We start from the raw sequence: 11,818 nt of genomic DNA on the forward strand, positions 1-11,818 counted from the left end.
AGCACACGGGCACGTCGCTGATAGATGATCTCTGCCGGGGTCACGGTGGTGGGCTCCTCTGGATCTGTGGAAGGAACCACAGGGTCCACCACCACCCCTCCAACGAGGTGGATCTGCAACCTCAACCCCCGGACAGGAAGCCCTAGGCCGGTGACGTCGGGTGGGGCAGGACCAGGGCGGACGGGTGCTCCGGGTCGTGGAGGACGTGCTGCACGGCCACGGCGCACGCCGGCCCGTCGGCGTCCGGGGCGACGTTGCGGTTGCGGTCGAAGCGCGGGAACGAGCTGCTCGTGAGGTTCACCCGGATCCGGTGCCCGACGTCGAACCGGTAGGACGTGTCGCCCAGGTCGATCACGACGCGCCGCAGCTCGCCAGGGACGCCGGGGTCGAGCCGGGTGATGCCGTCGGCGACGGAGAACGAGCCGTCGTCCGAGACGTCGGCCAGCGTGGCGGCGAAGTCCGTCGTGGGCGCGCTGGTGCGCACGAACAGGTCGAGCGCGAGGCTTCCACGGACGGTCACCGGCTCGACCAGCGCGGCGGACGTGTAGACGAGCACGTCGTCACGGTCCTCGACCGCGGACTGCTCCTGGAAGCCGCTCGGGGTGAACGGGTAGAGCAGGCTGCGCCCACCGACGGTCGGCACCGGATCGATCGGGTCGTAGGTGAAGCCGTCGCTCGGCTGCGCCGGGGGTGGCAGCCGCGCCAGCCGGCCGTCGCCGCGGCGGGAGTTGGCGCGGCCCCCGCTCCACAGGTGCCAGCGCCCGGTCTCGGCCTCCGGCGGCCAGACGTCGTCGTCGACCCACCGGTTGGGCCCCATGTCGAAGTAGCGGACCTTCGGGGACGGCGGCGCTGTGTCGTCGACCAGCCACCGGTCGAGGAAGGAGAGCGCCTGGTCCTTCAGCCCCACGCGGCCTCCGACCGCGCCCGGTCCGAAGTGGCGGACCCCGGCCATCGCGCCGGTCATCGGGCTGAGGTAGGCCCCGTGGTCCCACGGCCCGACGATCAGTCGGTGGTGGTCCCGCAGATGCTCGGGGCCCTTGCCCACGAGCGCCGCATGGAGCCGGAGCAGCGACCGCAGCATGCCGTCCTGCCAGCCGGCGATCGCCAGCACGGGCACCGAGAACCGCTCGGCCTGAGCGATGGTGTCGATGCCGGCCATCACCGCGTCGTCCTGCTCGAGCAGCTGCCGGTAGCTGGGGACGACGGTGGCGGTCGCCGGTGCGATGCGCGCGGGATCGAGGTTCGAGGCGTAGAACCCCCGGTGATCGGCCCAGAACCGGTCGACCTCGTCGCGGACCTCCGTGGCCAGCGCCTCGTCGACCGCCCCGGAGCGAGCGAGCTGCCCCGCGGCCTGGTCGAGCGCCCAGCGGAGGTTGAACCCGAGCTCGAAGGCGCCGCCCGTGCGGCCCCACGACGAGGAGTGGTCGCCGGCGGTCATGTAGGCCACGGCGACCTTCAGCGCGGCGGGGGCGTCGACGCACGCCTGCAGCGTGGTCACCCCCATGTAGGACATCCCCCACATCCCGACGCGACCGTTGCTCCACGGCTGCTCAGCCGCCCACTCGATCGCATCGTGGCCGTCCCCGCGCTCCTGCAGGATCGGAGCGAACGTCCCCTCGCTGGCTCCCGTCCCCCGGCAGTCCTGCACGACCACGGCGTAGCCCCGCTCCAGCGCGTCGTCGAACTCCAGCAGGGCCGGGCCCCAGGTCGCCCGGTTGCGCTTGTTGTAGGGGGTCCGCAGGAGGAGGGTCGGGTGCGGACCGTCGTCCGCCGAGCGGAAGACGTCGGTCGCCAGGCGCGTGCCGTCACGCAGGGGGACCATCACGTCCCGGTCGATCATGATGTTCATGGGTGCCATGTCTCCTCCTCGGCTCTTGACACCGTACGTGAGATACGATCAACTTACCGAACGTTCGATCGGGTATCCGTAGGGGGGCAAAGGTAGATGCGACTTCATCGACTTCCGTTCGTGCTGCTCGCGCTGGTTGCGTTGGTGGCAACTGCGTGCGGTGGCGACGACTCGGACGACGGGACCACGGGGAACGGAGCGGATCAAGGCGGCGCCTCGGCGGCGGACCTCGAGGCCGGTGACCTGACGATCGCGATCACCGGCATCCGGGAGAGCTTCGATCCCATATCCAGCGGTGCCGCCATCAAGCCCTACATCTCGCCGCTGTTCGACCCCCTCATCGGGCTCGATGCCGATGGAGAGCCGAACACGACCACCGGCCTCGCAACCGATTGGCAGTACAGCGAGGACAACACCTCCCTGACGGTCACCCTCCGCGACGACGCGACCTTCCACAACGGGGATCCCATCACTGCGGAGGACGTGAAGTTCTCGATCGAGCGCGCCACGTCCGAGGACTCGGTCACCTCCTGGGCGGCGACGATGCGCAACGAGCTGAGGGCCGTCGCCGTCGTCGACCCGACCACGGTGCAGTTCGACTTCAACCTGCCTCGACCGCTGTTCCACCTGCGCCTGACCCGGCTCGACGGCCAGGAGGCCTACGTCGTCTCGAAGGCGTTCGTGGAGGGCGGCGGCAACTTCGTGACCGACCCGGTCGGGAGTGGGCCGTACATGTTCGACGCGGCCGAGCCGGGCAACACCAAGATCACGCTCGTCGCCAACGAGGACTACTGGCGAGGGCCGCCCCGGTTCGACCACCTGGTCTTCATGAACGTCAACGACGCCACCACCCGCGTCAACATGCTGAAGACGGGCGAGGCGGACTTCATCGACATCCCCCGTGACCTGGTCGCCGACGCCGAGTCGAGCGGCTCCGTGGTCATCGCCTCACCGGTGCTGTCCCACGTGGAGCTGTGGCTCCTCAACCAGTGGGAGGGCATCTTCGCCGACCCGAAGGTCCGCGAGGCCATGACCCTGGCGATCGACCGGACGACGATCATCGACACGATCTTCGACGGCAAGGCCGAGCCCGCGAACTTCTTCCCCGACTGGCCGACCTCGATCGGCTACTCGGGGCCCGGCGAGATCCCCTACGACCCGGACGAGGCTCGCTCACTCATCGAGGAAGCCGGCGCCGAGGGCACGCAGGTCAAGCTCTTCTCCTACTCACTCCCCGGCCTCTCCGAGGGTCCGCAGCTCATGGAGGCGATCGCGGGCTACTGGAGCGAGATCGGGCTCGATCCGGAGATCGTCCAGACCGAGTACACCACCATCCGGGAGCAGATGGTCGAGCGGGATCCGGCCCTGGCGAACAGCGTGGCCTGGATCCGAGATGCCGACCTCCGGTACCCGGATCCGACGCTGCGGGTCCTGATGCACTCGACCGGCGCGCTGACGCTGCACGACGACCCCCAGATCGACGCCTTCATCGAGGCGCTCGAGACGGCCCCCAGCGACGACGAGTACCTGGCCCAGCTCGAGGAAGCCCAGGCCTACATCGACGAGAACTTCCTGCGGACGCCCGTCGCCGAGGTGCAGCAGCTCTGGGCGGGCAACCCGGCGAAGGTGCCGGCCGACCTCGACCTCGGCCAGGCGACCTCGGACATGGACATCAGCGAGCTGCTGTTCCTGGAGTAGCCGACCATGCGCTACCTCGGTCGACGGGCGCTCGAAGCGCTGCTCACGCTGCTGCTGGTCAGTGTCGTGGTGTTCGCGGCAGGTCGGGCGATCGGAGATCCGCTCGACCTGCTGCTGCCACCCAACGCGACCGAGGAGCAGGTGGCCCACTTCGAGGACAAGCTCGGCCTCGACGGTCCACTCCCCGGCCAGTACCTCAGCTTCCTCGGCGACTCGGCGAAGGGTGACCTCGGCACCTCGGTGACCAGCGGTCAACCCGTCGCCGACACCATCCGGGCCGTGCTCCCGAGCTCGATCCGGCTGGCACTCGTGTCGCTGGGGTTCGCCCTGCTGATCGGCCTGCCGCTCGGCATCCTGAGCGGTGTCCACCGCGGCACCGTCTGGGACCTGATCGCCCGGCTCGTCGCCGTGGTCGGCCAGTCGCTGCCGAGCTTCGTGCTCGGCCTGCTGCTGATGCTGTGGCTGTCGGTGAACCTGGGCTGGCTGCCGACCAGCGGCACCGGCAGTTGGCGCAACTACGTCATGCCGGGCCTGAGCATGGGCCTGATCCTGGCCGCCAGCATCACGCGGCTGATGCGCACCAGCATGATCGAGGTCATGTCGAGCGAGTACATCAAGATGCACCGGGCCAAGGGGCTGCCCGAGCGCCTGGTCGTGTGGAAGTACGCGGCCCGGAACGCGTGCGTCTCGGTGATCGGGTTCGCCGCCGTCTACATCGTCATCCTCATCACCAACGCGGTGGTGATCGAGACGGTGTTCAACTGGCCGGGGTTCGGTCGGCTGGCGTACAACGCCGTCCTCAGCCGCGACTACCCGATGATCCAGGGGGTCGTGCTCGTCGGGACGGTCATGTACGTGGTGTCCAGCTTCGCGGCCGATGCGCTCAGCGCGCTCGCCAACCCGCGGCTGCGGGCCCGGCGCAGCTGACCCAGCGCCGATGCTCGCTCCCGATGCGCTCGCCGGCCGGGTGGCGTTGGTGACGGGCGCCGGTCGACTCGACGGCATCGGGGCCGCGGTGGCACGGATGCTGGCCGGGGCGGGCGCCGCCGTCGCCGTCAACGACCTCGGCCGCCCCTCGCCGGTCGAGGACGTCGACGGACGGGTCCGTCGAGAGCCCGGGCCGTCGGCTCTGGTCGATGAGCTGCTCGCCCGGGGTGGCCGGGCCACCCTGGTCGTCGGGGATGTCGGCGCGGAGGGCTCGGCTGCCTCGATCGTCGATCGGTGCACGCGCGAGCTCGGCGGTTGCGACATCCTCGTGAACAACGCGGCGGCACCGCACGGTGCCGACCGGGCCGACAACGCCGACGTGCCGATCCAGGCGTTCGACGAGCAGATGTCGGTGAACGTCCGCGGCGGTTTCATGATGACGCAGGCGGCGATTCGGGTGATGCGGGAGCGCGGGTGGGGGCGCGTGGTCAACATCGCCTCCCTGGCGGCCGTCCGGGGCTTCCGCCACCGCAGCGCCTACTCGGCGTCGAAGGCCGCAGTGCTGGGTCTCACCAGATCGCTCGCCGCCGACGTCGCTGCCGACGGGATCACGGTCAACGCGGTCTGCCCAGGGGTCGTCCTGACCGGCCGGAACCTCACCACCTACCGCCGCGACGACGCCACCGACGACGCGACCAGCCCGTCCGGGCGCTCCCCTCTCGGACGGGCTGGTCGCCCCGACGACATCGCGGGTGCCGTCGCCTTCCTGGCCTCGGACCTCGCCGCCTACGTCACCGGCCAGGTCCTGACGGTCGACGGCGGCTACGGGGTACTTCTGGACGGGTGAGCTGCTCAGCGGTGGGACGCCGGCCGGGCCTCACCGAACGCCGCGACCCCGGCGGCCCACTCGGCGGAGCCGTAGGAGCCGACCTCGGGGAGCTGGTGGGGCAGGTCGACCAAGGGGGCGAGCGGCGCCCGCACCAACAGGTCCTTCACGGCGGCGACGGCGCCAGGCGGCGCGGCGGCCAGCGAGCGGGCCAGCTCCAGTGCCGTGCTGCGCACCGCGTCGGCCCGGACGACGCGGCTGAGCAGGCCGGCGTTCGCCAAGCGGCTTGCCGGCACCAACGTTCCGGACATGCCCAGCTCGGCGGCGAGCGCCCGGGCCCCGAGCGCCGCCAGGGCGAGCACGCCGAAGCGGGGGACCATCCCCGATCGGGCCTCGGGCAGGCCGAAGCGGGCGGCGTCGTTGGCGACGCGCACGTCGCAGGCGAGCGCGAGCTCGAACCCGCCGCCCACGGCGTCGCCGTTGACGGCCGCCACCGTCGGCTTGGGGGTCGCCAACAACGCCCGGTACAGGTCGGGAAGGATCGGCTCGAATGCCTTGCCCGCGGCCTGGTCGGCTGCCATCTCCTTCAGGTCGGCGCCGGCACAGAACGCCTCGCCACCGCGGCCGGTCAGCAGCACCACGTCGACCGACTTGTCGTCGCCGAAGCGGCCCACCGCGCCGATCAGGTCCTGCGCCATCGTTCGCGACAGAGCGTTGCGCCGCTCCGGCCGGGCGATCGTGAGGATCCTCAGCCGGTCGACGGTCTCTTCGACGATCACTTCGCCCCCTCCGCCTTGTCGGGTCTATATCGAGCTTTCAGGTATCTGAGATCCACTATAGGCGGCACTCTGCCGGGCTCGGGCGTGGTCGGGTGACAGCAGGATGCTGTACGTCAACTGGTGATCTCGGTCGGGTTGGCGTCGGGGAAGAAGAGCTCCTCGATCGGTAGCTCGAAGACGGCAGCGATGGCGAAGGCGAGAGGCAGGCTGGGGTCGTAGCGGCTGGTCTCGATGGCGTTGACCGTCTGGCGGGAGACCCCGAGGCGCTCGGCGAGCGCGGCCTGGCTCCATCCCGCCTCTGCCCGGAGCACTCGGAGTCGGTTTCTCACCTTCGGCGGCCCTGCACGAGGGCGACGAGCGCCCACGTACCCATGCCGGCGCCGTAGACGATCCACCCTGCCGCCCGGGTGGCAGCGCCGCCGACGCCGACGAAGCCGAGTGTGATGGCCGTGACCATGGCGACGCCGAAGCCGGCCGCCATGGCCTCCAGCTGCAGGGATCGCTGGTACTCGTCGATCCGACGGAGATGCCGGACCACGGCCCGCACGCCCCACAGCGCGGGGACGATGGGAAGCAGGAGCAGGACCCATTCGCCGACGCGGTCGACCTTGTCGCCGACCAGGGAGAGGGCCAGAGCGAGGACGACCGCGTAGCCGGTGATCGCGGGCACCATGTCCCGGCGGTAGGCGGTTCGCTGGCGCTGTTCGATCGTCGTGTTGGCGGCCATGCACAGAACTGTAAAGGACACTTGTCGTAATGACAAGCGACCTTGTCATTGAAGTTGTGGCCCCAGGCCGTCCCGGAACGCCAGCTCAGCTGGGTTCGGCCCGGAGGAGGAGGCGTTCGAGGGCGGCGACGATGGTGTGGCTGTCGTCGGGGCTCAGAGGTTCGAGGAAGCGGCGGTCGGCCTGCGTCCTGGGGCTGTGGGTGTCCCGGCTCCCCGCCGGCCGAACGTTCGGCCGCTGGGTCCTGGCGTCGGCGAGAATCCGTGCGATTACGGATGTGGTGATCACGGCGACGCCCTTAGCGTGGGTGGCAGTTGGCTGTGGAGGTGAAGGGCGCGGGATCGATGAAGAGGCTGTTGCGTGGCTTCGCGTCGGGTGCCGGCGTGGTCGCTCTGGGCGGGTGCTGGCCGATGCCAGGGGCGAACCCGGATCGCACCAGCTCCACCCACGGCGTCGACGTGACCGACGGGAACGCCACGCTCATCGACTACGGCCTCCCGTCGTAGAGCCGCCCCGACGAAGGATCGATCACCCATGGGGCTCGATGCCAGCGTGGAGTGCACGTGTCGCCGCGAGGGCCTGACCAGGCCGCCGCCGTTCGCGCCCGAGCTGCTGATCCGCGACGAGGACGATTGGCTCACCCTTGACCTGCCCGAAGGCGGTGACCCCGAGCCTTGGCGCCGCTTCGACGCCTGGATGCGCGGTTGCTGCGAGCACCCCGACATGGAGCTCGCTCGTGTCCGGGCGGCGAGTTGGCCAGACCTGCAGGCCTTCGATGCCGCTCTGGGGAGGGCAGGTCGGGATCTGTTCCCGACCCTCAGCACCGAGATCCCCCACCTCAACGGCGGCACCACGAACCCGGCTGCCGCGGTGCGAGCACTCGCAGAGCTGGCCCTGTTCGAGCACCGGAGCGACCTGGGCGACAACTGGTACCTGGTCGACGTCGGTACCGGCATCATCGTCAACGACTACGACGCCATCGGCGCGGGCAGGGCCTTTCACCTCAACGCCTTCGTACAGGCCGACGGGAGCGGGATCGACATGGGATTCGACCCGCACGGGGTCTACCTCGTGAGCCGGACCGAACCGCCCCGTGAGCTGTTCCGGGCCATGCGCCTGGAACAGCGCGCCGAACGACATCAGGGACGACCGGACAGCTACCGCATCGAGTTCGTCGACCTCTTGGCCCAGGTCTTCCGAGCCGCGATCACCACGGACAACCCCGTGCGCTGGACCTGAGAAGTCGTCAGCCCTCGGGTGACGCTCGACAGGTGGCACCAGTCCGGCGTCGACAAATGTCGGGAGACGTCGTCGCCCGGCTGCGATGCTGAGGGGCGGGATGTCTCTTCGGCTCGTTGCGCTCTGCGTCGATGCGAACGATCCGCTGGGCCTCGCGCGGTTCTGGGCCGAGGCACTGCGCTGGGAGGTCGCTGACGAGACCGCCGAGGAGGTCCGTCTCCTGCCGACCGACGGCACGAGGTTCCGGATGGACTTCATGCCGGTCCCGGAGCCCAAGGTGGGCCCGAACCGGCTCCACCTCGATCTGACGAGCACGTCCCTGGACGACCAGCGGGATTCGGTGGACTGGCTCGTCGAGCTCGGCGCGCGCCACATCGACATCGGGCAGCGACCCGAAGAGGGCCACGTCGTGCTGGCTGATCCCGAGGGCAACGAGCTCTGCGTGATCGAACCGGGCAACTCGTTCCTCGCGGGCTGCGGGCGCCTGGGTTCGATCACCTGTGACGGGACGCGAGAGGTCGGGTACTTCTGGAGCGCCGTGCTCGGCTGGCCGTTGGTCTGGGATCAGGACGAGGAGACGGCGATCCGTGCTCCCGACGGCACCGGGCCGTTGATCACCTGGGGTGGTCCGCCACTGTCCCCGAAGCTCGGCAAGAACCGGCTCCGCCTCGAGGTCGCGCCGCTCGACGGAGCCGAACAGCACGCCGAGGTCGAACGTCTCGTGGCGCTCGGCGCGACCCGGGTCGACATCGGCCAGGGCGACGTCGACCGGGTCGTCATGGCCGATCCCGACGACAACGAGTTCTGCGTCCTGCCGCCTGCGTAGTCGGCGGTCCGACCCCGAGCCCTTGAGGTCAGGGCGGTTTCGTGGCGATGACCAGCTCCGTGTCGCCCGGCCAGTCCCAGAACAGCCCTTCGGGGGAGCGGCTGAGCAGCAGGGCCCGCAGCTCTGCCTCGAACGGCGGCTGCCTGTCACCGAACAGGTGGGGAGCGGACCAGGACATCGAGAAGCAGCCGGCGACGAGGCTGTCGACGTCGCGCACGACGTCCGGCCGTCCGGGGGCGAAGACGTGGCGGGGCGCACCGAAGCGGGTGCGGGCCAGCGCGTCCTCGTAGCGGTCCGGTTGCGGCGACGCGAAGCCTCGTCCCGCCCGGCGGCGGGGCCCGAGGTAACGCTCGACCAGGTCCTGCACCTCGTCGTGGGGAATCGGCGGGTGGCCGGGGTTCGGAGGCACCGGACGCCCCTCGACGGTGTGGGCGAGGAGCACGATCGACCCGCCGGGATCGAGGAGGTCGTAGACGGCCTCGGCGACTCGCTCCCGTTCGGTCCAGTGGAACGACTGGCCGAAGGTGACCAGCGAGAACGTGCCGAGCTGCAGAGACGAGATGTCCTCGGCCACACCCTGCCGCCACTCGACGTCGGCGACCCCGTGCTGGGCGGCTCGCCTGGCGGCCTCGGCGAGCATCCCCGGGTCTGGATCCAGGCCGATCGCCTCGTCGACGTGGGGAGCGAGCTCGACGGCGAGGATCCCGGGTCCGCAGCCCACGTCCAGGAGGCGGCCATGGCCGTCGAGACCGACCTCGCGGTGCAGGGTCGTGACGAGCCCGGCGGAGTAGGGCGGGCGGCCGGCGGCGTAGTGCTGGGCGGCTCCGAGGTAGATCGTCGGGTCGTAGGCCACACCAGCATCCTGCCGTCCTCCGAACGAGCCTTGGGGGTGTAAGAGATCGGGCGGTCGGTGGTCAGGAACGTCGAACCCCTCGGAGGGAGGGGCCGACGCAAGGAGAGCGACATGCACCTGACCGACCGACTGACCCGGATGCTGCTGGGCGCCATGACCCTGGGCGCCGTCCTGGTGCCGGCGACGGTGGCCGCGGCCGAGCCCCCGGGCCCCGGTGACCTGACCACGCCGACCACCGATCCCTGCGGCCCCGACGGCTGCCTGCCGCCGGAGCCCGAGCCGGAGCCCGAGTGCCCGCCGTTCGTGGCGACCTGCGACGACCTGACGAGCAACCCGTGCGACCCGGTGGAGGAGGACTGCTCCCCGGATCCCGAGCCCTGCCCGCAGGACGCCGACGCCGACTGCCCCGATCCCAACCCGGCGCCCGAGCCGGAGCCCGAGGTCGGTCCCGACCCCGAGCCCGTCGATCCGTCGGTCCCGGCCGACCCGAACTTCACGGGCTGATGGGCACCCACGTCCGGGCGCTCCTGCTGGCCGCCACCGTCGCCGTCTCGGCGGCGTGTGGCGGCGGCGGGTCCGCCCCCGCTGACGAGGCCGCGGCCGGCTCCCCAGGAGTCGACGGCCCGGCCTCGACCACCCCCACCACCACCCCGACCACCGCCTCCGCCGAGGGCACGACCCTCGTGGCCCGGGCCGACGGCGAGCTCGCCGTGTCGCCCGAGCCCGGCGCTCCGCCGAGCCACCACCTCCCGGCGACCACCGAGTTCGGCTCGCCCCGGGCGCTGCTCGTCCTCGACGAGCAGGGCGACTGGCTGCACGTGGCGCTCCCCGACCGGCCCAACGGGTCGACGGGGTGGATCGCCCGGGCCGACGTCGAGGTGCGGGAGTTCGACGAGCGGGTCGAGATCGACCTGGCGGCGCGCACGCTGACGCTCGTCGACGGCGGCGAGGTGGTGCTGACCACGCCCATCGCCGTCGGGGCCTCCGCTGCCCCGACCCCGACGGGCGCCTTCTACGTGGTCGACAAGCTGGCCACGGGCGACCCCGACGACACCTACGGGCCCTTCGCCTTCGGCCTGTCGGCCCACTCCGACGTGCTCACCGAGTTCGCCGGCGGCGACGGCCAGGTGGGCATCCACGGCACGAACGACCCGGCCAGCATCGGCCAGGCGGTGTCGCACGGGTGCATCCGGGTGCCCAACGACGTGGCCGAGGCGCTCGAGGCGCGGCTGCACCTCGGCACTCCGGTGACGATCGGGTGACGGGGTGTGGTGGGATGGTCGCGGTGCGCACGGGAGCTTCCGATGACGTCGAGCTGGCCCGCCGGGCCGTCGGCGGCGACGGCGAGGCGTTCGCCGAGCTGTTCGACCGGTGGTTCGACCGGGCCTTCGACGTGGCGTGGCACATCGTGCGCAACCGCGACACCGCCGCCGAGGTGGCGCAGGAGACCTTCGCCACCGCCTGGGAGCAGGTCGGAGCGCTGCGGCAACCCGAGTCGTTCGGCGGGTGGGTCCTGCGCATCGCCCGCAACAAGGGCCTCAACCGGCTGGCCGTCGAGCAACGGGCCCGGCCCGTCGGCGACCAGGCGGCGCTCGCCGACCACGACCGGGAGCGACGCGTGGCCGACGACCCCGCGGGGCCGGTGACGGACCGGGAGCGCGACGACCTCGTGTGGGCCGCGTCGGCCGCGCTCGGCGACGACGACGCCAGCATCCTCAACCTCCACCTGCGGCACGGTCTCGGTGCCGGCGAGCTGGCCGACGAGCTGGGCATCGCCGCCAACGCCGCCCACCAGCGCCTGTTCCGACTGAAGAAGCGGCTGGGCGATGCCATCGGCGCCTGGACGCTGTGGCAGCTGGGCCGGCCCCGCTGCGACGCCCTGCGCACCCTCCTCGCCGACGCCGGCACCACCCGGTTCGACCGCGACGCCGCGGCGATGATCACCGCCCACACCCGCGGCTGCTCCGACTGCGACGACCGTCGCACCCTGGCCCTCAGCCCCGAGGCGATGTTCGCCGCCGTGCCGCTCGTGACCGCCGGCCCGGTGCTCAAGGCCGAGGCCGCCGCGGCCCTCGCCGCCTCCGGGGTCCCGACCT

Annotated in this window: 15 protein-coding genes; 9 read left to right on the forward strand and 6 right to left on the reverse strand. The window is 71.2% G+C overall.

Annotated elements, in window-relative coordinates; all coding sequences use genetic code 11:
* Nucleotides 1–142 precede the first annotated feature (142 nt).
* Nucleotides 143–1,858, reverse strand: coding sequence for a CocE/NonD family hydrolase (locus VK611_05890; protein HMG40839.1), 1,716 nt, complete (start codon nucleotides 1,856–1,858; stop codon nucleotides 143–145).
* A gap of 111 nt (nucleotides 1,859–1,969) precedes the next feature.
* Between VK611_05890 and VK611_05895 the strand changes: the two genes are divergently transcribed.
* From VK611_05895 to VK611_05905, 3 genes are read left to right on the forward strand one after another with little or no spacing between them, the layout of a single operon-like run.
* The gene (locus tag VK611_05895; protein ID HMG40840.1) at nucleotides 1,970–3,547 is read left to right on the forward strand and encodes an ABC transporter substrate-binding protein; all 1,578 of its coding nucleotides are present in this window, start codon (nucleotides 1,970–1,972) and stop codon (nucleotides 3,545–3,547) included.
* Between the two features lie 6 nt (nucleotides 3,548–3,553).
* Nucleotides 3,554–4,474, forward strand: coding sequence for an ABC transporter permease (locus VK611_05900; GenBank protein ID HMG40841.1), 921 nt, complete (start codon nucleotides 3,554–3,556; stop codon nucleotides 4,472–4,474).
* Between the two features lie 10 nt (nucleotides 4,475–4,484).
* On the forward strand, nucleotides 4,485–5,321 hold the full coding sequence (locus VK611_05905) for an SDR family oxidoreductase (protein ID HMG40842.1): 837 nt from the start codon (nucleotides 4,485–4,487) through the stop codon (nucleotides 5,319–5,321).
* A 5-nt stretch (nucleotides 5,322–5,326) separates the two neighbouring features.
* Here VK611_05905 and VK611_05910 read toward each other — a convergent pair whose 3' ends face one another.
* The 4 genes from VK611_05910 to VK611_05925 all read right to left on the reverse strand — a co-directional run bounded on the left by VK611_05910 (nucleotide 5,327) and on the right by VK611_05925 (nucleotide 7,092).
* Entirely contained in the window at nucleotides 5,327–6,079 is a 753-nt protein-coding gene (locus VK611_05910) for an enoyl-CoA hydratase/isomerase family protein (GenBank protein HMG40843.1), read from the reverse strand.
* Nucleotides 6,080–6,192: 113 nt separating this feature from the next.
* On the reverse strand, nucleotides 6,193–6,408 hold the full coding sequence (locus VK611_05915; GenBank protein ID HMG40844.1) for a helix-turn-helix transcriptional regulator: 216 nt from the start codon (nucleotides 6,406–6,408) through the stop codon (nucleotides 6,193–6,195).
* Nucleotides 6,405–6,806 carry a hypothetical protein gene (locus tag VK611_05920; GenBank protein ID HMG40845.1) on the reverse strand — a complete coding sequence of 134 codons (402 nt, stop codon included), beginning with the start codon at nucleotides 6,804–6,806 and terminating at the stop codon, nucleotides 6,405–6,407. Before VK611_05920 ends, VK611_05915 begins: the two co-directional genes overlap by 4 nt.
* A gap of 85 nt (nucleotides 6,807–6,891) precedes the next feature.
* Nucleotides 6,892–7,092, reverse strand: coding sequence for a hypothetical protein (locus VK611_05925; protein ID HMG40846.1), 201 nt, complete (start codon nucleotides 7,090–7,092; stop codon nucleotides 6,892–6,894).
* 56 nt (nucleotides 7,093–7,148) lie between these two features.
* Between VK611_05925 and VK611_05930 the strand changes: the two genes are divergently transcribed.
* From VK611_05930 to VK611_05940, 3 genes are all read left to right on the forward strand, one after another.
* On the forward strand, nucleotides 7,149–7,310 hold the full coding sequence (locus VK611_05930; GenBank protein ID HMG40847.1) for a hypothetical protein: 162 nt from the start codon (nucleotides 7,149–7,151) through the stop codon (nucleotides 7,308–7,310).
* A gap of 28 nt (nucleotides 7,311–7,338) precedes the next feature.
* Complete coding sequence (locus VK611_05935; GenBank protein HMG40848.1) at nucleotides 7,339–8,043, forward strand: hypothetical protein; 705 nt, start codon at nucleotides 7,339–7,341, stop codon at nucleotides 8,041–8,043.
* Between the two features lie 100 nt (nucleotides 8,044–8,143).
* Complete coding sequence (locus VK611_05940; GenBank protein ID HMG40849.1) at nucleotides 8,144–8,869, forward strand: VOC family protein; 726 nt, start codon at nucleotides 8,144–8,146, stop codon at nucleotides 8,867–8,869.
* 28 nt (nucleotides 8,870–8,897) lie between these two features.
* Here VK611_05940 and VK611_05945 read toward each other — a convergent pair whose 3' ends face one another.
* The gene (locus VK611_05945; protein ID HMG40850.1) at nucleotides 8,898–9,722 is read right to left on the reverse strand and encodes a class I SAM-dependent methyltransferase; all 825 of its coding nucleotides are present in this window, start codon (nucleotides 9,720–9,722) and stop codon (nucleotides 8,898–8,900) included.
* A gap of 111 nt (nucleotides 9,723–9,833) precedes the next feature.
* Here VK611_05945 and VK611_05950 point away from each other — a divergent pair, with 111 nt between their 5' ends.
* The 3 genes from VK611_05950 to VK611_05960 form a co-directional block, all read left to right on the forward strand.
* A complete protein-coding gene (locus tag VK611_05950; protein HMG40851.1) occupies nucleotides 9,834–10,226 on the forward strand; it encodes a hypothetical protein in 393 nt (130 codons plus the stop codon).
* Entirely contained in the window at nucleotides 10,226–10,984 is a 759-nt protein-coding gene (locus VK611_05955) for a L,D-transpeptidase (protein ID HMG40852.1), read from the forward strand. Before VK611_05950 ends, VK611_05955 begins: the two co-directional genes overlap by 1 nt.
* Nucleotides 10,985–11,007: 23 nt before the next feature.
* The coding region (locus VK611_05960; GenBank protein HMG40853.1) for an RNA polymerase sigma factor at nucleotides 11,008–11,818 on the forward strand (811 nt) is incomplete at its 3' end.

The sequence above is a fragment of the Acidimicrobiales bacterium genome (assembly GCA_035316325.1).
GTDB lineage: Bacteria > Actinomycetota > Acidimicrobiia > Acidimicrobiales > VFJN01 > DASXTK01.

Bases quoted from the DNA above. Each gene is read 5' to 3' on its own strand.
- VK611_05900 (HMG40841.1), top strand. From the start codon at position 3,554: ATGCGCTACCTCGGTCGACGGGCGCTCGAAGCGCTGCTCACGCTGCTG.
- VK611_05935 (HMG40848.1), top strand. From the start codon at position 7,339: ATGGGGCTCGATGCCAGCGTGGAGTGCACGTGTCGCCGCGAGGGCCTG.
- VK611_05920 (HMG40845.1), bottom strand. From the start codon at position 6,806: ATGGCCGCCAACACGACGATCGAACAGCGCCAGCGAACCGCCTACCGC.
- VK611_05930 (HMG40847.1), top strand. From the start codon at position 7,149: ATGAAGAGGCTGTTGCGTGGCTTCGCGTCGGGTGCCGGCGTGGTCGCT.
- VK611_05905 (HMG40842.1), top strand. From the start codon at position 4,485: ATGCTCGCTCCCGATGCGCTCGCCGGCCGGGTGGCGTTGGTGACGGGC.
- VK611_05890 (HMG40839.1), bottom strand. From the start codon at position 1,858: ATGGCACCCATGAACATCATGATCGACCGGGACGTGATGGTCCCCCTG.
- VK611_05950 (HMG40851.1), top strand. From the start codon at position 9,834: ATGCACCTGACCGACCGACTGACCCGGATGCTGCTGGGCGCCATGACC.
- VK611_05940 (HMG40849.1), top strand. From the start codon at position 8,144: ATGTCTCTTCGGCTCGTTGCGCTCTGCGTCGATGCGAACGATCCGCTG.
- VK611_05955 (HMG40852.1), top strand. From the start codon at position 10,226: ATGGGCACCCACGTCCGGGCGCTCCTGCTGGCCGCCACCGTCGCCGTC.